Genomic DNA, 18,175 nt, shown 5'->3' on the forward strand with positions numbered 1-18,175 from the left:
ACGTTGTTGAAAGTATAGATAGCATCAAGTTTAAAAACAAATTGTATGAAAAAGCTATCTATATTTTTACCAATCCTGTTTGTAGTAACATTGGTATTTGCAAACAGATTGTTCTCGGGCAGCGACTCAAAGCTGGTGAATAAAGAAGTTGACCTCGCCATATTTACTGATAATAATTACGACTATGCAGCTTATGATAGCTCGCTGGCGCAAGTGGAAATAACCGTGCAAAGAGTAAGTGGCAATGCATCTTATACAGCATTTACCAAAACATACGATGCCATGCAGTTGAAGCAGTATGCAACCGAAAAAAATGCACTTACCGAAAAAATGAATATACAAGCGGTAAAAGATGACAAAGAAATACTGGTTGTAACATATGCCATTGCGTACAATACCAAAGGGAGTAAGCTTATTATTGAAAGAAAAGAAGTGATAGGCAGAGGGGAAGTGCAAAAAAAGATTGACGTAGTTATATAAGAGAAGTAAGATGGGTTGTAAGCGTACATCACAAATCTTTGTTGATGTACGCTTTTTTATGGTACTCTACTTATGTTGTATCTTTCACCTATGCAAGTATCTATCTGGGAGAAAGAGAGTTTTTTTGCGGAGCGTGATCTTATTATTGTCGGTGCAGGCTTATGTGGGTTGTGGTGTGCGCACCATTTGATAATAAAAAATCCAACACTTAAAATCTTAATTGTTGACAGAGGCATTATTCCATCCGGTGCTTCTACGCGCAATGCTGGTTTTGCATGCTTTGGCAGTCCTACAGAATTATTGCATGATGCAGAGGTAATGGGTGCAGAACAGATGTGGCAGATAGCCGAAATGCGCTACAAAGGCATTCAGAAAATAAAACAACATTTTAGTGCAGATGATATAGATTATGAAGACTGTGGTGGATTTGAATGTTTGCAAAATAGCAAGCATGATATTGAAGCATTAGGTGAAAGATTATTGTGGCTAAATGCAGGCTTACAAGCTATTACCGGAGTAAAAGAAACGTTTGTATGGGCAAATGATAAAATGAAATCGTTTGGACTGTCCGGCTTTGATGCCATGATTGAAAACAAACTGGAAGGTGCCTTGCACAGCGGAAAACTGGTAATGGCATTAACTAAAAAAATTCAAAGTCTTGGTGTAGATATGCTCACCGGCATTGATGTTCATCATTATGAAGAAAGGGATTCAACAATCATTCTTACCACAAAACAAAACATATCATTTACAGCAAAAAAAATACTAGTTTGCAGCAATGCTTTCACGGCTCAATTTTTAACTGACTTTCATGCCACACCGGCACGCGGTCAAATTGTAGTAACATCGCCTATAAAGGATTTGCCTTTACGCGGTACTTTTCACTTTGATGAAGGCTTTTATTACTTCAGAAATATTGGAAACAGATTATTACTCGGCGGTGCGCGCAACAAATGTTTTGATGCCGAAGCTACAACCAACTTTGAAACAACCACGATTATTCAGGAAGAATTAGAACACTTTATAAAGATACATTTATTGCCATCTCAGCCGTTTGATATTGAATATCGCTGGAGCGGCATTATGGGTTTTACAGAAGATAAACAACCGATGGTAAAACATATTTCAGATAAGGTAACGGCTATTGTTGCCTGCAATGGAATGGGCGTTGCACTCACGCCTGTTATTGCAGAACAGTTGCAATTATAGGTTTTCGTCTATCAATCCCCATTGCTGCATGAGCGCAGTTTTTTGCTGTTCTGATAGCGTAGATTGGTTGTAATGCCCGGCATTATTCTTTTGACGAAAAGCCTCATAAATACTTACTGCGCAAGCCACAGAAATATTCAGGCTTTGAATAATACCCACCTGTGGAATTAAAAAATTGCCGTCGGCAAGCGCACGCATCTCTTCACTTACGCCTTCGCGTTCGTTGCCAAATACCAGCGCAATACTGCCGGTAAAATCAATACTGTACAAGCTTATTGCTTCAGAAGATAAATGCGTGGTGAGAATAGTGTTATATGTTTTTCTCAATTGGTTCACACATTCCTGTGCGTTATTAAACTGGTGAACAGTAAGCCATTTGGCTGCACTGCTGCTGCTTTTAGCGCCCCATTTTTTTGGTCGGGGGGCTTTATTGCTGATAACATAAATATCCTGTATGCCTACTGCATCGCACGAGCGCATTACGGCCGAAACATTATGCGGGTCCATTACATTCTCCATTACTACCGTAAGGTTGGGCTGTCTTTTAGCCAATACATTTTCCAGCCTGGTTCGTCGTTCCGGTGTCATAAGTTATTGCGCTTTGAAAGCGCAAAGAAAAGCAATAGCACATGGACGACACGGCTAAATAGTGGATTATTTTTGAATAAGGATGGTATTAAGAAGAATGCTGATGAAACTGATTCATTTGCTTAATACATCCTTTCTCATCTGTGTCATTCATGTGCTACAATTCCGCTTGGAATTATCACAGCCCTATTTTTGTATCGAAACCCTTGTTCCCACTGGAATTATATTGAACAACTCTATCACATCTGCGTTTTTCATACTGATGCAGCCTTGTGTCCAGTTGTCGTAGCGGTCTATAGCAAAGTCTTCATGTGGCCAGGTACCATGTATGCCCACACCGCCGCCAATTTTGGCATTGGCAGGTATAATACCTCTTTGCTTGCGCATATTAAACTTCTGAATGCTTTCGGCATTAGGAAAATCTAGCATCATCATGCGGCACCACTTATTGTGTATGCGCTTGCTTGTTATCCTAAAATTACCTTCCGGTGTTTCACGATCGCCTTCCACCATTTTATCCTTTAAATCTTTATTCCCAAATACTACCGGATACGTTGCCAGCCAGCCTTTTGCATCATACACTATGAGCTCGTATGCGTGTTTTTTGATGACGATATAGTACGCATCGGATGCAGGCCCCGAACTATTGAAAAAAGAAGTATTTATAATAAATAGTAGCAGCAGAACAACAGTAAGGTCTTTTTTCATCAGGTAAAACATTTCTACATCTTAAACGTAAAAAATGCCGTGTGGATTATTTAAAGATTGCAAAATTTTATTAAGAACAGATTTTGTAAATGACAGTTGCTGAATGGAAAATTATTGTGTTGCGATAAAGCAGTAAATGATGCAAAAAGTTTACACTTTGCCTTATCTCTTCTATTTTCGGGGCATGTTTAAGCCACCTCTTTTTATATTCTTTTTTCTTTTCTTATGTAATGCTTTACAAGCGCAAACAGTAGCGCAGCAATTAGCCAATAAAATAAAACTAATGCAAAACTCGCCGCAACTGGAGCATGGCATTGTAAGCCTTTGCGTGGCGGATGCTGCCACCGGCGACATACTGTACAGTACCAATGAGCAAATGGGATTGATGCCAGCCAGTAATATGAAAGTATTTACTTCTGTTGCTGCACTCGACCTGCTGGGCGCAGATTATCGTTTTAAAACAGAGATTGGCTATAGCGGCAACATACAAGACAGTACTTTATACGGCAATTTATTTATTGTAGGCCACGGCGATCCCACTACCGGAAGCTGGCGTTACAGCCAAACTAAGCCTGATAGCATTATGAGCCAGATAGGTAACATACTGCGCAATGCCGGCATCAGCAATATAATGGGCGACATCATATTGGATGGCTCGAAATTCAGTTTTAACCCTGTACCTGGCGGTTGGTCGTGGGACGATCTGGGCAGCTACTATGGTGCGGGCAACTGGGGACTTAACTGGCACGAAAACCAGTACGACCTGGTGCTGAAGCCTACAAGGACAGGCGATACCGTAGGCATTAAAAGCATGGCTCCTGAAGTGCCTTATGCCAGCTTTGTAAATGAACTAAAAACGGCTGCAGCAGGTACGGGAGACAACAGCTATCCATACCTGCCACCATATGGTGATATTGCAGTAATAGAAGGCACTGTGCCTGCGGGCGGACTGTTTACTGTTTCCGGCTCATTGCCTGAGCCTTTTACGCCTATAGCCGCTGCCTTAAAGCAATTTTTTATTGATCATAACATAGTGCATACGGGCACAATACAAAGCTCTATGGATTATACGCTGTCGCAAAAAAGTTTGCCGCATTACAACGCACTCATTGGTACATTATATTCGCCTACGTTGGACAGCATTATTTATTGGTTTATGAAGAAGAGCATCAATATGTATGGCGAAGATTTGATAAAAACCATGGCAATGGAAAAATACGGCGTTGGCACTACCGATAGCGGCGTGGCTATTTTAAGAACTTACTGGCAAGAGCGGGGCATTGAAAAAAGTGCTTTTCGCATAACAGACGGCAGTGGTTTATCGGCTCAGAATCATGTAACTACACACGGATTGGTGCAGGCTTTATTGTATGCAAAAACACGCCCCTGGTATGCTGCATTTTACAATTCGTTGCCTATATACAATGGTATGCACATGAAAAGTGGTACTATCGGCGGTGTGAAATCGTTCTCCGGCTATCACACTTCTGCCAGGGGAAAACAGTATGTTTTTTCTATAATTGTAAACAATTATGATGGTTCTACTGATGCTATTGTAAACAAGATGTACAGTGTATTGAATGAGTTGAAGAAATAAATGGCTATTGCTATACCAGCAGGTTTACTATTGATGAGCAGGTAAAGGAAAATACAATTTACATCAATGAAACTTTGTAATTGCAATGGCGCCATGTTATGCCGCATAGCAGCTACTTCTCAGATCAATCTTGTTTCATTGATGGACTTTACCCAGCAGCAATGATTACAAACCGGGCAATGTTCTTTTTTCGTGGGTTCCAGCATCATAGTATGGCCACAATAGGTACAGGAGTAATGATCGGTCGCGGTAATGTCTTCAACAGCATCGTTCAATAACTGGGGCAGAATAGGCAAACCATATTTTACTTCTTTGTCCTGAAAGTAATAGACACTTAATTGCCCTGTTGGTTCAAGTATAACCTGTTTTAATTGCCCAAGATGTGATACGCTGTTAACACGTAACTGAGCAAATAGTTCGGGTTTGGTGATGGTTTCATTTTCAATTGTTTTTAAAACCAGTTTGCCTTCGTGTACAATATCTTTTGGCACGCCTTCTACCCATTCATCTATCCAATCGTTTTTACCAACCACAAATTTCAATACGTGGTAGAGACCTATTACTATTGCAAAAACAAGGATGCAGGATAATATACCTACGTCTTTATAAAACATGGGATCGCCTGCAGCAGAACCTAAGCCAACCACCACCCCTAGTTCAAACACCGATAGTTGGCTGATACCCCTTTTTCCAAGCATCCGCAAGCCTATCAAAATCACCAGGAACATGGCAAATGTTCGCATGGCTATCATTAATAAAAACTGCCAGTCACTTTCTCCTAACAACAAATTTTTCCAATCAAATTTGAGCATAATATTTTCTATCGCTATCATAGGTTTTATTTTTCATTTACATTCATACTGATGTTGTTATCACTCTCCATTAAAGCTTTTGCCATTGCTCCCAATTATTCAAAGTTTTCTTTATCCTTGCCGTTCGTTCTTTATGCATATTTATCTGTTTGTTATCATAGGCACCATTAGCAGTCTCATTATCCATTGAAAAGCGGACCATGAAAATCCGGCCAATCGAGGATAAATCCCCATCCTGTAACTAATGCAATCAGCAGCATACCATTTTTATCTGCATTGTCACCACCAGCCGTTGCATTTTGCGAAGATTACCTGTAATACCCATCACAAATACACTGGTGAATACAGCAGAAAACTTTGCCAGCTTTATCTGCAGCGTCTTCCATTTTTGAAAATTATTAATTCAAAAATCAAACCTGTCTTCACTTGTTTGCCGCTGTGTATGGCACCGGAACTTTTATTGGTGCAGAATATTCATTACTGCTGTGGTGCCCGCCTGGACGATATAGGAAAATTAGCAGCTATTGCAGCAGCAAGCACCGTACTGAATTACTTTTTGGAACGTGACCTGAAAAGCTGGCAAAATGAAAAAGATGCGGAGACGGACTTAAATGAAGAAGTAGTACAAGACAGCAAACTACCTGGCTGATAGTGAGAACGGCAATCAAACAAAAACGTACATACTTATTATCACTTTTCTTGCTGTTGGAGTGATAATTGCAATATCATTTGCAGCAACAACTGCATGGAAAAGAACGATTATACTTACCTTATCTTGCAGTGCTTACTTGTTCTCTTTTGCGGCGTAGTAGGCCTGGTTGGCGTATGTATTGAAACTACGCTGCCGCGCGAAGTAGCCATTCTCTTTGCAATTGTGTTTTTGTTGTGTTTTATGGTCGCTTTATTTTTTCTTATCCTCATCAGATACAAAAGAAAGCAGGAGGCTGAAGACCGCCTTATTGATGCTATAGGAGAGGCTGAATAAGTTTTAGGGAATAAATACCTGCCTCATATTCCTGCCTTGCAGTGTGCATTTATACAGTACAATAACAGCTAAAAATTGTACAATTTCAACCACGCGTTTCTGACCGCCTCACATTCCAGAATCAGCATAGTACGAGACCTCCTTCAAAGACAATTTAAAAATTAAAGGTCTTTTTCGTTGATGTTATTGTTGCAAAGCATCCTTTGCTAATAAAATTAAATTTGTTAACCTGAGCAGATGAGCAAACAAGATATAGGTTTAGCTGCATACAAGAGCGGCTTTGTTACGGCAAAGTTGAAGAATATGGCATTAGCTAATTATCTTTAATGAACAACAGTAGCGGAGTAAAGCAACAGAATATATTTCTGCTATCACAAAACCCTTTTCAATTGGTTATCACGAGTATTATTTAGTGTTATGGAAATAAGAAACCTGCTCATATTACTTATTGTATGTTGTTTAGCATGCAACAACACACAGGAGGAAAAACCCGGAAAACTAACATCGGAGACAAACAGCGATGTGCCATTTAGCAAAACAAAGTGGGCGACAAAGGATGGCGAAGACTATCCTTATAGAGATAAAATGCTTAAAGACTTAATGGCCAATTATTCACTTCATGGATTAAAGAAAGATACGCTTGAAAAGCTGCTCGGACCGCCGGACAGAACCAATAATGGCTATCTTTACTACAATATAGCTCAGAAACGTTTAGGCTTTCTCCCTCTTCATATCAAAACATTAGTATTTAAATTAACTAAAGATAGCATAGTAGAATGGAGAAAGATTCATGAATAAAAGTATTAAAAGCATACAACAACAGAACAGCCGCCAAGCCCCACTTTTAAGCGCTAATAACTTTATAGGATAATTTTGAACATTGCTACTTTAAAGTGCTTTAGTATAATGATTTACGCCGGATAAACGCTACGGTATAGGGCTAAAATACAAGGTGTTGTTGTTTTAAAGTGAAAATTGCTACCCTCTTATACGCCCGCTCAAAAAAGTAAATTACCTGTTTTCTCTTTTTCCAGAGAGATCAAATGAATGATATGTCTTTCTGAGGCTTGGTTGTATTACATTATTTTTTACCGGTGAAAGTGCCATTGGCAAGTCATTCTGGTTTAGGTCTTTATCTAACTGCCTTTCTAAATCCTGCCTGGTACACCTTCTACCATGTTCGCTTTCCAGTTCCCAGCGGGTATTCGTTGCATTAGGATAGCGTGCATGATAATTCTGCTTTACCGGTCTTGGCACTTCTGAGACAGGAATATGCTGACCATCCCCGCTTTTTACTGGATAGACACTGTGGTTTTCTTTAGGAGTAGCAAAGGACGCTTGTTAAATAATGGTTCTGTGAAAAAATATCTTCCATTTACTTTGCGTTTCAAAGTACTTTTTATACTTTCAAGTTCTCAAATAATTTTCAATACCTTAAATCATTATTAAATGGAAACGAAGACATTTGGTGTTGTTACCTCTATATCAATGGTATTAACCCTTACGGTAGCTGTACTCAGCATTATTGGTGTTGCAATCACTGGTCTTTATCCGGGCGTTATTGTGTTATTGTTAGTGGCGCTGATTCCCCTTGCTTCTAAGTTTTACGCTAAAAAAATTATTGGCCGATCCAATGGCTTTCAAAGAAATTATTACACAACGCTCACAATTATTAATTTGCTGTCAATGCTGGTCGTGCTATGGATGACATATGTAATCATGCATGACCGTGTTCTTCATGACTGTTATTGACTGCGCTAAGCCGGTGGACGCTTCCGGTAAGGCTAAACAATCGGATAAACCAACACTTGCAAATAAAAAATATTATGACAAAGGAAAACAGAAAGGAGTTATTACCAGAACAGCGAGAAGAACTACTCAGTGTATTAAAAACACGTTTTGAGAAAAATGGTAACCGCCATAAAGGTCTTGAATGGGCAAACGTACACGCAAAGCTGGAAGCCAATAAGGAAAAGCTGTGGTCGCTCGCTGAAATGGAAAGAACCGGCGGTGAACCGGATGTTGTTGGTTATGATAACAATACAAACGAATACGTTTTTTATGATTGCTCCGCCGAAAGCCCTAAAGGTCGCAGAAGTGTTTGTTACGACCATGAGGCGCTGGAGGCAAGGAAAACACATAAACCGGAAAATAGTGCGATTGAGATGGCAGCGGACATGGGCATCGGGCTTCTAACTGAAGCGCAATACCGGGAGCTGCAGCAGCTTGGAAATTTCGATACAAAAACGTCGAGCTGGATAAAAACACCTGCTGAAATCAGAAAGCTTGGTGGAGCGCTCTTTTGTGACCGTCGCTATGATACTGTCTTTGTATATCATAATGGTGCAGACGCATATTACGGTGTCAGAGGATTTCGTGGCTCGCTAAGGGTCTGAATTTTACATAGAAAGTGATTAGGAGTTGCTTGTTACACGTTTCAGACCTGCCTTGCAAGCATGCACAAAAGTAGCGTCGTTTTAATATCTTATGTTTAAAATATGGTGTGCTTTTGTTTTTCAAAGGCACCACAACAGTCGTAAAAGTGCTATTTAAATAAAGGTATTCAAGATCTTAAAGGTGAGGTTTAAAACAGGAAATACTAAATAGGGAAACGAAATTATTACCACCCTTGTTATGCCTGAAAAATATAGTGTAAAAGTGGCTTTGCTATCAGCAACAAAATAAACAAGCGCGGTTTCAGGGAGTTTCACAATGGCATGTGGAGTGGCGACATCAGTCTGGCATATACTGATACAAAGCGGGAATACGCCATGCTTCATTTGGAACAGTTTCAGCTTAAAGCGCAAACTAAACGTTTCGAAGATGCCTTGCGCATAATTGCCAATCACAATTAATATAGATAACTAACAACAAGCTGCCAGCACAAGTACTGCTGCAAATAGAACCCATTTATATTTGGAAGAACAAGGTCCGTGTGTTCACGAGCCTTGTTGAAATAACTTTTCAGTTTATAATGCGATAATCACCCTATTGCTCTTCTCCTTTCGGTTGCTGTATCTTATTCATCTGCTCGGCTACCATGTGTTCGGGCATTACATTGCTCATGCCTACCATTACTTTGTTTTTCAGGCCCGAAATAATTTTATCATCGCCCTTCATCAATGCATTATAGCCATCTCTTGCCACATCCGCAGGATCGGAGAGCTTGGTATCCATAATTTTAGAGTCCTGCATATCGGCTTTGTTGAAGAAATCAGTATCGGTAGCACCGGGCTGCAATGCGGTAATGGTTACTTCCGTATTTTTCAGCTCAACCACCAATGCCTCTGTAAGCGATAATACATACGCTTTGGTAGCATGGTACACTGCCTGCCATGGCCCAGGCAGTTGCGAAGCAATAGAAGCCAGTTGCAGTATCTTACCTTCGTTGCGTGCTACCATGTCTTTAAGGAATAAATGCGTAAGTGCGGTTAACGAGGCTGTGTTGAGCTGAATGAGTTGCAACAGGCGATGAATATCCTGCTCTACAAACTTACCAAATTGCCCTTGACCTGCATCATTCACCAATACGTTTACGGTAATGCCTTTGTTCTTTACCTCATTATACAATTCAAAGGGCGCTTTGGGGTCAAACAGGTCTTTGGCAATGGTGGTAACTGCTACACCATACTGCTGTGTAAATTCCTGTGCTCTTTGCTGCAATTCTTCCTGCGAGCGGGCTACCAGCACGAGGTTGTACTGATCTTCGGCGAAGCACTTTGCCAGTTCGTAGCCAATACCACTGGTGCCGCCGGTAATGAGTGCATGCTTATTTTTGTTATTATTTTCAGTTGCCATAATCTATAATTTTTTAGAATAATTAAATGGGGTTTTAAAGAGTAATTAAAGAAATAATCATTCCATTATTTGCATTACGGCAGGCGTTCTAAATAACTATATTGACTGTTTTTAATTATTTAACGTTGAAGCTCATTTAGCCCACAAAGGTCACAAAGAAGTAGAAAGAAATACCTCGTGGTACATAGCGTTCTTTGTGCCTTTGTAGTTTCCTCTGCAAAAATGTAAACAATTGCTCGTTTAAGCATTAGCAGTACGGTCCTTTTCCTGTTGCAATACTGCTGCCGTTCTTTTTTCATCTTCTTCATTCTCCTGCACGCTCGCTTTATTACTTTCGATATTCACCTGCTGATAAGTAGTTGCGTAATCATTAGGCTTTATTTTACCACCATATTTTACTGCATACGCCTTGGTAAACTCGGCACCAAAATACAGGATCATAGAAGAATAATATACCCACAGCAACAGCACCACCAGCGAACCGGCTGCGCCATATGTACTGCCAACATTGCTTTTACCAATATAAAAGGTAATTCCAAACTTACCAAGCATAAACAGGATGGCTGTAAATATGGCCCCGACTGCTACATCTCTCCACTTGATAACTGCATCGGGAAGTACTTTGAAAATAATAGCAAATAAAGCAGCGGTAATTAACAGGGTAATCACTAAATTGATAACATACAACAGCACCACTGTTATATCCGGAATATGCCTTTCCAGTACGCCCATTAATGCTTCTATCAAACTGTTTACTATCAGTGAAACCAGGAGCAGGAACCCAAGACCAATAACTAACGAAAAAGAGTACAACCTGTTTTTAAGTGCCACTTTCCAACCGGCACTTTCTTTTACTTTAAGTCGCCAGATGGTATTAATAGAGTCCTGGATTTCGGAGAAAACAGTAGTTGCACCAATAATGAGTACCACAAAACTGATAATGGTAGTAAACGTACTGCCGGTAATAGCAGCGTTTTGTATAATGGTTTGTATTTGTGCGGCGGCGCTATTGCCCACTAAATCTTTCAATTGCTCAAACAACGCTCCTTTAATAGCATCCTCTCCATAAAACAGTTTGGCAAAAAATATAACGATCAGTAACACCGGACCTAACGAAAACAGTGTGTAATACGATAAAGAAGCGCTCAGTTTCGGCACTTTGTCTTTCATAAATCCGCTGCCTGTCTGCTTTAGCAAATGCCAGATATCTTTTACTTTAATTTTACCCATACTTCCATTATTTGGTTTATGTACTCCTTAGTAATATGGTGGAGCCACAAAAAATAAACCATGAGAAAATGATAGCCGTAACCGCATTGCTTTACTGTGTGCTTATATTACTACACATTTGGCTGAAATTGCTGGCATGTAGCGCTATTGTAAGAAAGAATAAAAACAGCAATAATTAGTACCCTCATCAAAAAATAGTAATCAAAAAAATGTTCTATCCGCTATGAATAAAACTTTTGGGAAACGCTTGTACTTGTTGGTTACAATGTGTAAGCCCTGTAAGGGTAATATGTTTGTAGCATCAATTGTAAACATAGCACTCCTGCAGAGCGCTTTTCTTTATGGCATTGAGCGGCTGCCTTGGGTTATATATGATCATTCAATTAAAACAGAGACGTTATTGAGCGGCTATTTTTCCGGCTTTACTAAAATGAAAAATCAGAAAGCCAAGCGACAGCAATAGCAGAAAACCGGCAGCCAGCATAAACGTAGAAGAAAGTGATAATGATTTTAAAACAGGAAAAATGACGATGGGCGATAAAAACTGCCCAAGAAACCAAAAGGTAGCCAATTTGCCAATTTCTTTTCCTCTTACTTCGGGCGGAGCAATCTTCATTACCCACATATTGGTATTGGGGATCATCATACCCATACCAAAGCCCGATAGCATCATGGCAACTACCACTAATGTATAGGTATGGGCAACTGCAATAAAGGAAAAACCTGCTGCCATCAGCAAATAACCCATTGCAAAAATAAACAGGAAACTAAAGTACCCTTTTATTTTGGAATAAAAGAAAGAAGAGATTGCAGAAGCAGCCGTGCTTATAGCAATACCAGCGCCTATCAGCGCATTTTTTTCTACGCCAATTGCTTTGAGGTAAAAAGGGATTTGCACCGGTATTATAAAGAAAATAATCCACATCAACATGGTATTGATGAACAGCATCCAGATGATGGACGGTACTTTTATAGGTGTTTTCATCCCGTTTGTTTTTGCTGCTACAGCGGGCTCTTGGAGATACAGTATGGTGAGTGGGAGTACAAGGAGCGAAAACAAATAAATAAGGAAAGGATATCGCCAGCCAACATCGGCAAGTAAGCCGCCCAGTCCGGTAAACAATATACCGCCTATGGACATAAACGCTATTTGTATGCCCACAAATTTTTGCCGTTCTATACCTTCAAAATAATCAGCAATTAATGTAATTACTATCGTCATAGACATGCCAACTGCCAAGCCAAGTACTGCACGTGATAAGAGAATAAGATACAAATTATTGAGGAAAAATCCACTCGTTCCGGCTATAGCATACAACGCCAATGATAAGCGCAAAATTTTCAGCCTGCCGTGCCGGTCTATCAAACGCCCGGTAATGGGCGAAAACACAGCAATCATCAGTGCAGGAATGGTTAATACCAGCTTAACCAAAAATGCCGCATTTGGAACATTGGAAAACGCTATTGCCATTTGAGGCAGTGCAGGCGAAATAGTGATGATAGACATGATGGTAAGGCTACTCACCAACAGTAATGTAAGCTTTAGTTTCCCTGTTCGCCTGGATATAGAGGTGCCATTACCATTATAGATAATTCTGTTTGGTTCAACGGTTATCATGAGTATGCTGTTTATGTTAAGCTAAATGTGTACGCATAAAGAGTGACCGTCTAAGCTTTTCTTATGTTGTTTCTGCTATATTATGCTGTTAAATTACCGGGGCTGTTGGCTATTTACTACCTTTAAGTGATGGCATACCAAATATAAACCAAAGATTGCGTACCCGTGAAAAACAATTATTTTATACTTTTTGTGCTGTGCTGCTTATTTCTTTTTGCAAAAAGGCGGGACGGAACAAAAAGGCCGAATATTATATTAATTGTTGCCGATGATTTAGGGTATTCGGATGTAGGATGTTTTGGAAGCGAAGTTGCCACGCCCAATATTGATGCGCTGGCAAAACAAGGGCAAATTTTTACCGGTTTTTATACAGCGGCTGCCTGCTCGCCCTCACGCGCTATGCTGCTTACGGGCACGGATAATCATATAGCCGGACTTGGCAACATGGCAGAGCATGTAACTTATTTTCCGCAGCAGGTAGGGCAGCCGGGCTATGAAGGTTATTTGAATAACAGCGTTGTGTGTATTGCACAACTACTAAAAGACAATGGGTATCATACATACATCGCCGGCAAATGGCACCTTGGACTTACACCTGAGCAAAGTCCGGCTGCCAAAGGCTTTGAGCGCTCTTTCGCCTTGCTCGATGCTTATGCAAACCATTTTTTCCCCGATACACGTACCAATCCTTTTTGGGAAGACCAACATTATGCGGAGTATCCCAATGGGCAATATTCCTCCAATGTGTACACGGATAAGATGATTAGCTTTATTAAGCAGGATCGTGCAGATAAAAAACCTTTCTTTTTGTATGCAGCTTATACCGCACCACACTGGCCACTACAGGCACCACCCTCTTTTATTAAAAAATATAGTGGCAAATACGATATTGGTTATGACAGCCTGCGGTCTTTACGCTTTCATGCATCGCAGGCAAAAGGGATTGTTGCCACCAATGTACAATTGCCACCGTTGCCAGCAGTAAAAGGTGAATTGTATGAAATTGCTGATCGTCCTTTATTACCGTGGCGGTCGCTCAGTAAAGAGGAGCAACGGATAGAAGCGAGAAAGATGGAAATATATGCAGGGATGATTGACAATATGGATTACAATATCGGCAGGTTGATCCGCTATTTAAAAGAAATTAACGAATACAACAATACGTTGTTTGTTTTCTTATCCGACAATGGTCCGGATGTATTTGAAGGAAATGTAACGCCCGATAAAATGAATCCTTATTCATACATGGGCACTGCAAATTCCTTCATTGCTTATGGGCCACAATGGGCACATGCTTCGAGTGCAGTAAATAGTTTTTATAAAGGCTATAGCGCAGAAGGCGGCATTCACAGCCCTATGATTATTAAGATGCCTTTCCAGGAAAAAGGAAACAGCATTATTACTGCGTTTACCACCATTATGGATTTGGCGCCCACCTTTCTTGATATTGCCGGTGGCACCTATCCTTCCTCCTACAACGGAAATCGTTTGGCACCTTATAAGGGAGCATCATTGCTGCCTTTGCTAAATAAAAAAAGTGCTTATGTGCATGACAGCAATTATGTAATGGGCTGGGAGCTTTTTGGAAGATGCGCTTTGCGAAAGGGTAAATGGAAAATCACCAAAATAGAACCACCTTTTGGTAAAGGGACATTTGAATTATTTGATATAGAAAAGGATCCCACTGAATCGCACGATTTAGCCAATTTATACCCTGATACATACAAAGAAATGCTGGATGCTTGGAAAAGGTATGTAAAGGATAATGGAGTAATAATGGCCGAACATTTATAATAACACCGTAGAAAAAAATCTCCAATAACTTTGCTTGCTGGAAACACTATGACGGAGACCTTTCTGCAGATACTTTTATCTTTTATTATTATTTACCAGGTGGCGGCAAAATAAATGGTGTTGGTTGCGGAACTAATGGTTCCAGCTTTTTGTTGGCAAGACCAGGGTGATTTGCCGGAATAAAGTTAGCCCGGAACGAAAAATAGGTCATTGGTACAGGTGAAACAGGGTCTCCGTTTGGCTTGCGGATATCGCCACGGTAGGGGTTTAAATATTCCCAAACTATTTTACCTTCTCTGGTAACTTCAAAAAATCGCCCTCTGGCACCTTCATCTATAAACGTGTTGCCATTAGGCATCCGCTGTGCGCCGGAAATAAAACTACTGAAAAAAGAAAGTGTGTCCGGAGCCATATATACCCATACAGGTTTTTCAGGGCCAAAGGGTTTGTCCTTTTCTATGATATACTTTCCGTTTTTATCTGCGGGCGGAGTGAATTCGTACACGGCAGAATAATTACTGCCTGTATTGCCCATATCACTAAAATCTATTTCTCCGGGAAGGTGATTGTTGAATACCATTAAATCTCCGGCACCAGGCATTCCTTTCTCAATCCATCTAACATCATGCTGCCCAAACAATTGTCGGTCAGTCGAATCTCCCCTTTGATAATTCTGAGGGTTTCCCCAGCGATATAAAAAGTCGCCCCCTTTTCCCCAGCGGCCACCTTTGTGGCTTGCCGCCTCTTTTGTTGTTGTACTGTGATCAATAATAAATATTTCGTTCAAATTGGGTGAGCTAAAAACAATCTGGTCCAGACCGGGGTTGTATTTAATGGCATTGAAATGAAAAATGTCTGCTCCTCTGTTATCAGCAGTTTCGTTTCTGTCAGCCATTCCCTTAGCCTGCAATATGTCCATACTATCCTGGGTTATTGCCGGCGGCAATGGTACGCCTTTACAATTAAAGTCTAATAATTCCGGGTGATCTGCCACCTTACCATAATTTGCTTTTTTTGCATCAAAATCCTGGATTAAATGGTCGCGAAGATGCCACTCCCATACGATGTTGCCGTCCGTTTTTCCTTGTGGTTCAATCTCTATGATTTCTTCCAACCAAGGGCCTGATTTAGGTGTCTTATCGGGTTTTCTTCCGTTTGCAATAGCATCATCATAGGGCTCAGCTTCGTAAGCTAAGGCAAGTATATGCCCGTTGGGCATGACGCTAAAATCGTGATGTACAATATGTTCCTTATTAGCATATTCAAAATCCCACAACATTTTACTATCCCAGCTAATTTTTTGTATTCGTCCATAAGGTCCGCCAAAACCAAAAACAGGAAAATCGGGATCGAGTGCGCTTTGTACAAGGGATCCATCATCCTGTAAGTAGGCTGCTAACACAGGATAATTTCCCTTCCATTGATGCACTATATCTCCTCTGCGGTTAAGCAAATAAACTAATGAGGAATTAGGTACAGCATACATAATATAACCATCAGCCAGCCCATCGCTATTCATTTTTAAGCCGCGTGGTATATGAAGTCCAAACATGTTTCTGTCCCTTAGCGGTACTGTTGCTTTTTTGGCTGATGTGTCTTTATTATTTATTGAGTCTTTGTTACTTACCTGGCAGAATGAGCCTATTGATATACATAGCAACAGACAAAGAAGTAATGGCGTCTTTTTCATGTTGAATTAGTTTGTGGTACATGAAGTTTTGATCTTCCTGCTTTATTATTTACTACCTGCTGCCGGTGCAGGCAAAATAAATGGTGTTGGTTGCGGTTGTAATGGTTCTAATTTTTTATTGGCTACGCCCGGATGATCTGCCGGAATAAAGTTTGACCGGAATGTGATATAGGTTAATGGCACTGCAGGGTTCGGATCGCCATTGAGCTTGCGTACATCACCACGGTAAGGATTTAAAAATTCCCACACTGTTTTACCCTCTTTCGTTACCTCAAAAAAACGTCCTCTGGCACCTTCATTAATAAACGTATTGCCATTAGGCATCCGTTGTGCACCGGAAATAAAACTGCTCCAGAAAGAAATAGTATCCGGGGCTATATAGGTCCACACCGGCTTTTCCGGGCCAAAGGTGTTGTTTTTATTCATCACGTAGGCACCTTTACTATCTGTAGGTGGCACTATTTCGTAAATGGCAGAATAATTCATGCCGTTGGGATTATGAACATCATTATCAAATATGGTCAAATGACCGGCACCCGGGCAACCTTTTTCTATCCAGCGAATATCGTGCTGTCCAAACAATTGCTCGTTGGTAGAATCGCCGCGACGATAGTTCTGTGGATTGCCCCAACGATACAAAAAATCACCACCTTTTCCCCAGCGTCCACCGGTATGCCCTGCGCCTTCTTGCGTAGTAGTGCTATGGTCTATGATGAAGATCTCGCTTATATGCGGAGAACTAAAGGCAATTTGGTCCAGGTCGGGATTGTATTTAATAGCGTTAAAATGATAAATGTCCGAACCCATATTTTCAGGTGTTTGATTCCGCCAAATGCCTCTCCCCTGCTTTCTCAATATATCCAGGCTATCCTGCGAGATAGATGCGGGTAAAGGCTCGCCAACATTAATATCCAACAACTCCGGATGGTCTGCAGGATTGCCATAGTTTTTTTTATTTTTATCATAATCCTGTACCAAATGATCCCAGATATGCCATTCCCACACTACTTTCCCATGTGTCTTATCCAGCGGTTCTATCTCTACAATTTTATCGGGCCATAATCCTGCTTTTGGTATTAATACAGGCTTTCTGCCTGCTGCCAATGCTTCATCAGCAGTTTTGGCTTCCCAGGCAATCGCCAGAATGTGTCCGTTGGGCATTACTGCAAAATCGTGATGGTGCAGGTATTGCTCGGTAGCATATTCAAAATCCCAAACTACTTTACTATCCCATGTAATTTTTTGTATTCTACCAGATTCCCCACCACCGGCAAATACCGGAAAATCGGGGTCGAGAGCGTTTTGAATGATCGAGCCGTCATTCTGAAGGTAAGCAACTGAAGCTGCATTGCCATAATTGCCCTTCCATTCATGCACTACTTCACCTTTACGATTAATAAGATATACCGAAGCAGAATTGGGTACTGCATACAAAACATATCCATCTGCCAGTCCATCTGAGGTTTTGGTTAAACCACGCGCAATGCCAAGTCCAAACATATTTCTGTCTGTTGGAGGGGATGCTGGTTGTTTGTTTGCAGTCTCTTGATTGTTTACTGTTGTTTGGCTAAACGATAATAGTGCGCATAGCAGCAGGGGTAAAAAAAGGGAGGATTTTTTCATGATGAATGTAGTTGAGGTTAAAGGATACAAATATGTTAAAGCA

General features: G+C 40.6%; 18 protein-coding genes. 9 read left to right on the forward strand and 9 right to left on the reverse strand.

Features of this window, described 5'->3' with window-relative positions:
- Window positions 1–45 precede the first annotated feature (45 nt).
- Both FC093_RS09950 and FC093_RS09955 read left to right on the forward strand, forming a co-directional pair.
- Window positions 46–480 carry a hypothetical protein gene (locus FC093_RS09950; protein WP_137261623.1) on the forward strand — a complete coding sequence of 145 codons (435 nt, stop codon included), beginning with the start codon at window positions 46–48 and terminating at the stop codon, window positions 478–480.
- 90 nt (window positions 481–570) lie between these two features.
- Window positions 571–1,689, forward strand: coding sequence for an NAD(P)/FAD-dependent oxidoreductase (locus FC093_RS09955; protein WP_170971045.1), 1,119 nt, complete (start codon window positions 571–573; stop codon window positions 1,687–1,689).
- Here the strand turns inward: FC093_RS09955 and FC093_RS09960 are convergent.
- Together FC093_RS09960 and FC093_RS09965 are read right to left on the reverse strand one after the other, a co-directional pair.
- Window positions 1,684–2,277, reverse strand: coding sequence for a TrmH family RNA methyltransferase (locus FC093_RS09960; protein ID WP_137261625.1), 594 nt, complete (start codon window positions 2,275–2,277; stop codon window positions 1,684–1,686). The two genes, FC093_RS09955 and FC093_RS09960, sit on opposite strands and share 6 nt — an antisense overlap.
- Window positions 2,278–2,463: 186 nt before the next feature.
- Entirely contained in the window at window positions 2,464–2,985 is a 522-nt protein-coding gene (locus tag FC093_RS09965) for a L,D-transpeptidase family protein (protein WP_137261626.1), read from the reverse strand.
- 136 nt (window positions 2,986–3,121) lie between these two features.
- Between FC093_RS09965 and dacB the strand changes: the two genes are divergently transcribed.
- Entirely contained in the window at window positions 3,122–4,582 is a 1,461-nt protein-coding gene (gene dacB / locus FC093_RS09970; RefSeq protein ID WP_137261627.1) for a D-alanyl-D-alanine carboxypeptidase/D-alanyl-D-alanine endopeptidase, read from the forward strand.
- Window positions 4,583–4,701: 119 nt separating this feature from the next.
- Here the strand turns inward: dacB and FC093_RS09975 are convergent, their stop codons facing one another.
- Window positions 4,702–5,415 carry a DUF421 domain-containing protein gene (locus tag FC093_RS09975; protein WP_137261628.1) on the reverse strand — a complete coding sequence of 238 codons (714 nt, stop codon included), beginning with the start codon at window positions 5,413–5,415 and terminating at the stop codon, window positions 4,702–4,704.
- Between the two features lie 421 nt (window positions 5,416–5,836).
- On the opposite strand from FC093_RS09975, the gene FC093_RS09980 reads away from it, so the two are divergent.
- The 3 genes from FC093_RS09980 (at window position 5,837) to FC093_RS09990 (ending at window position 7,177) form a co-directional block, all read left to right on the forward strand.
- Window positions 5,837–6,043 carry a DUF1622 domain-containing protein gene (locus tag FC093_RS09980; RefSeq protein ID WP_137261629.1) on the forward strand — a complete coding sequence of 69 codons (207 nt, stop codon included), beginning with the start codon at window positions 5,837–5,839 and terminating at the stop codon, window positions 6,041–6,043.
- Window positions 6,044–6,139: 96 nt separating this feature from the next.
- On the forward strand, window positions 6,140–6,379 hold the full coding sequence (locus FC093_RS09985; RefSeq protein WP_137261630.1) for a hypothetical protein: 240 nt from the start codon (window positions 6,140–6,142) through the stop codon (window positions 6,377–6,379).
- A gap of 417 nt (window positions 6,380–6,796) precedes the next feature.
- Window positions 6,797–7,177: a hypothetical protein gene (locus tag FC093_RS09990; RefSeq protein ID WP_137261631.1), complete on the forward strand. Its 381-nt coding sequence runs from the start codon at window positions 6,797–6,799 to the stop codon at window positions 7,175–7,177.
- Between the two features lie 213 nt (window positions 7,178–7,390).
- Here the strand turns inward: FC093_RS09990 and FC093_RS09995 are convergent, their stop codons facing one another.
- The gene (locus FC093_RS09995) at window positions 7,391–7,636 is read right to left on the reverse strand and encodes a hypothetical protein (RefSeq protein ID WP_137261632.1); all 246 of its coding nucleotides are present in this window, start codon (window positions 7,634–7,636) and stop codon (window positions 7,391–7,393) included.
- A gap of 192 nt (window positions 7,637–7,828) precedes the next feature.
- Between FC093_RS09995 and FC093_RS10000 the strand changes: the two genes are divergently transcribed.
- Both FC093_RS10000 and FC093_RS10005 read left to right on the forward strand, forming a co-directional pair.
- Window positions 7,829–8,131, forward strand: a complete 303-nt coding sequence (locus FC093_RS10000; RefSeq protein ID WP_137261633.1) for a hypothetical protein — start codon at window positions 7,829–7,831, stop codon at window positions 8,129–8,131.
- Window positions 8,132–8,205: 74 nt separating this feature from the next.
- Window positions 8,206–8,775, forward strand: a complete 570-nt coding sequence (locus FC093_RS10005) for a DUF4256 domain-containing protein (RefSeq protein WP_137261634.1) — start codon at window positions 8,206–8,208, stop codon at window positions 8,773–8,775.
- Between the two features lie 592 nt (window positions 8,776–9,367).
- On the opposite strand, the gene FC093_RS10010 is transcribed toward FC093_RS10005, so the two are convergent.
- From FC093_RS10010 to FC093_RS10020, 3 genes are all read right to left on the reverse strand, one after another.
- Complete coding sequence (locus tag FC093_RS10010; RefSeq protein WP_137261635.1) at window positions 9,368–10,177, reverse strand: SDR family NAD(P)-dependent oxidoreductase; 810 nt, start codon at window positions 10,175–10,177, stop codon at window positions 9,368–9,370.
- Window positions 10,178–10,417: 240 nt separating this feature from the next.
- A complete protein-coding gene (locus FC093_RS10015; protein WP_137261636.1) occupies window positions 10,418–11,407 on the reverse strand; it encodes a YihY/virulence factor BrkB family protein in 990 nt (329 codons plus the stop codon).
- Window positions 11,408–11,804: 397 nt separating this feature from the next.
- On the reverse strand, window positions 11,805–13,025 hold the full coding sequence (locus FC093_RS10020; protein WP_206106545.1) for an MFS transporter: 1,221 nt from the start codon (window positions 13,023–13,025) through the stop codon (window positions 11,805–11,807).
- Between the two features lie 165 nt (window positions 13,026–13,190).
- Here FC093_RS10020 and FC093_RS10025 point away from each other — a divergent pair, with 165 nt between their 5' ends.
- Entirely contained in the window at window positions 13,191–14,819 is a 1,629-nt protein-coding gene (locus FC093_RS10025; RefSeq protein ID WP_137261637.1) for an arylsulfatase, read from the forward strand.
- An 88-nt stretch (window positions 14,820–14,907) separates the two neighbouring features.
- Here the strand turns inward: FC093_RS10025 and FC093_RS10030 are convergent, their stop codons facing one another.
- The gene (locus FC093_RS10030) at window positions 14,908–16,509 is read right to left on the reverse strand and encodes an aryl-sulfate sulfotransferase (protein WP_137261638.1); all 1,602 of its coding nucleotides are present in this window, start codon (window positions 16,507–16,509) and stop codon (window positions 14,908–14,910) included.
- Window positions 16,510–16,554: 45 nt separating this feature from the next.
- A complete protein-coding gene (locus FC093_RS10035; protein WP_137261639.1) occupies window positions 16,555–18,132 on the reverse strand; it encodes an aryl-sulfate sulfotransferase in 1,578 nt (525 codons plus the stop codon).
- Window positions 18,133–18,175 lie beyond the last annotated feature (43 nt).

The sequence above is a fragment of the Ilyomonas limi genome (genome assembly GCF_005233845.1).
Classification (GTDB): Bacteria; Bacteroidota; Bacteroidia; order Chitinophagales; family Chitinophagaceae; genus Ilyomonas; species Ilyomonas limi.

What these genes read in the sequence shown, in the direction of transcription:
- FC093_RS09950 (WP_137261623.1), top strand. Translation starts at nt 46, where the DNA reads ATGAAAAAGCTATCTATATTTTTACCAATCCTGTTTGTAGTAACATTG.
- FC093_RS09955 (WP_170971045.1), top strand. Translation starts at nt 571, where the DNA reads ATGCAAGTATCTATCTGGGAGAAAGAGAGTTTTTTTGCGGAGCGTGAT.
- FC093_RS09960 (WP_137261625.1), bottom strand. Translation starts at nt 2,277, where the DNA reads ATGACACCGGAACGACGAACCAGGCTGGAAAATGTATTGGCTAAAAGA.
- FC093_RS09965 (WP_137261626.1), bottom strand. Translation starts at nt 2,985, where the DNA reads ATGAAAAAAGACCTTACTGTTGTTCTGCTGCTACTATTTATTATAAAT.
- dacB (WP_137261627.1), top strand. Translation starts at nt 3,122, where the DNA reads ATGATGCAAAAAGTTTACACTTTGCCTTATCTCTTCTATTTTCGGGGC.
- FC093_RS09975 (WP_137261628.1), bottom strand. Translation starts at nt 5,415, where the DNA reads ATGATAGCGATAGAAAATATTATGCTCAAATTTGATTGGAAAAATTTG.
- FC093_RS09980 (WP_137261629.1), top strand. Translation starts at nt 5,837, where the DNA reads ATGGCACCGGAACTTTTATTGGTGCAGAATATTCATTACTGCTGTGGT.
- FC093_RS09985 (WP_137261630.1), top strand. Translation starts at nt 6,140, where the DNA reads ATGGAAAAGAACGATTATACTTACCTTATCTTGCAGTGCTTACTTGTT.
- FC093_RS09990 (WP_137261631.1), top strand. Translation starts at nt 6,797, where the DNA reads ATGGAAATAAGAAACCTGCTCATATTACTTATTGTATGTTGTTTAGCA.
- FC093_RS10000 (WP_137261633.1), top strand. Translation starts at nt 7,829, where the DNA reads ATGGAAACGAAGACATTTGGTGTTGTTACCTCTATATCAATGGTATTA.
- FC093_RS10005 (WP_137261634.1), top strand. Translation starts at nt 8,206, where the DNA reads ATGACAAAGGAAAACAGAAAGGAGTTATTACCAGAACAGCGAGAAGAA.
- FC093_RS10010 (WP_137261635.1), bottom strand. Translation starts at nt 10,177, where the DNA reads ATGGCAACTGAAAATAATAACAAAAATAAGCATGCACTCATTACCGGC.
- FC093_RS10015 (WP_137261636.1), bottom strand. Translation starts at nt 11,407, where the DNA reads ATGGGTAAAATTAAAGTAAAAGATATCTGGCATTTGCTAAAGCAGACA.
- FC093_RS10020 (WP_206106545.1), bottom strand. Translation starts at nt 13,025, where the DNA reads ATGATAACCGTTGAACCAAACAGAATTATCTATAATGGTAATGGCACC.
- FC093_RS10030 (WP_137261638.1), bottom strand. Translation starts at nt 16,509, where the DNA reads ATGAAAAAGACGCCATTACTTCTTTGTCTGTTGCTATGTATATCAATA.
- FC093_RS10035 (WP_137261639.1), bottom strand. Translation starts at nt 18,132, where the DNA reads ATGAAAAAATCCTCCCTTTTTTTACCCCTGCTGCTATGCGCACTATTA.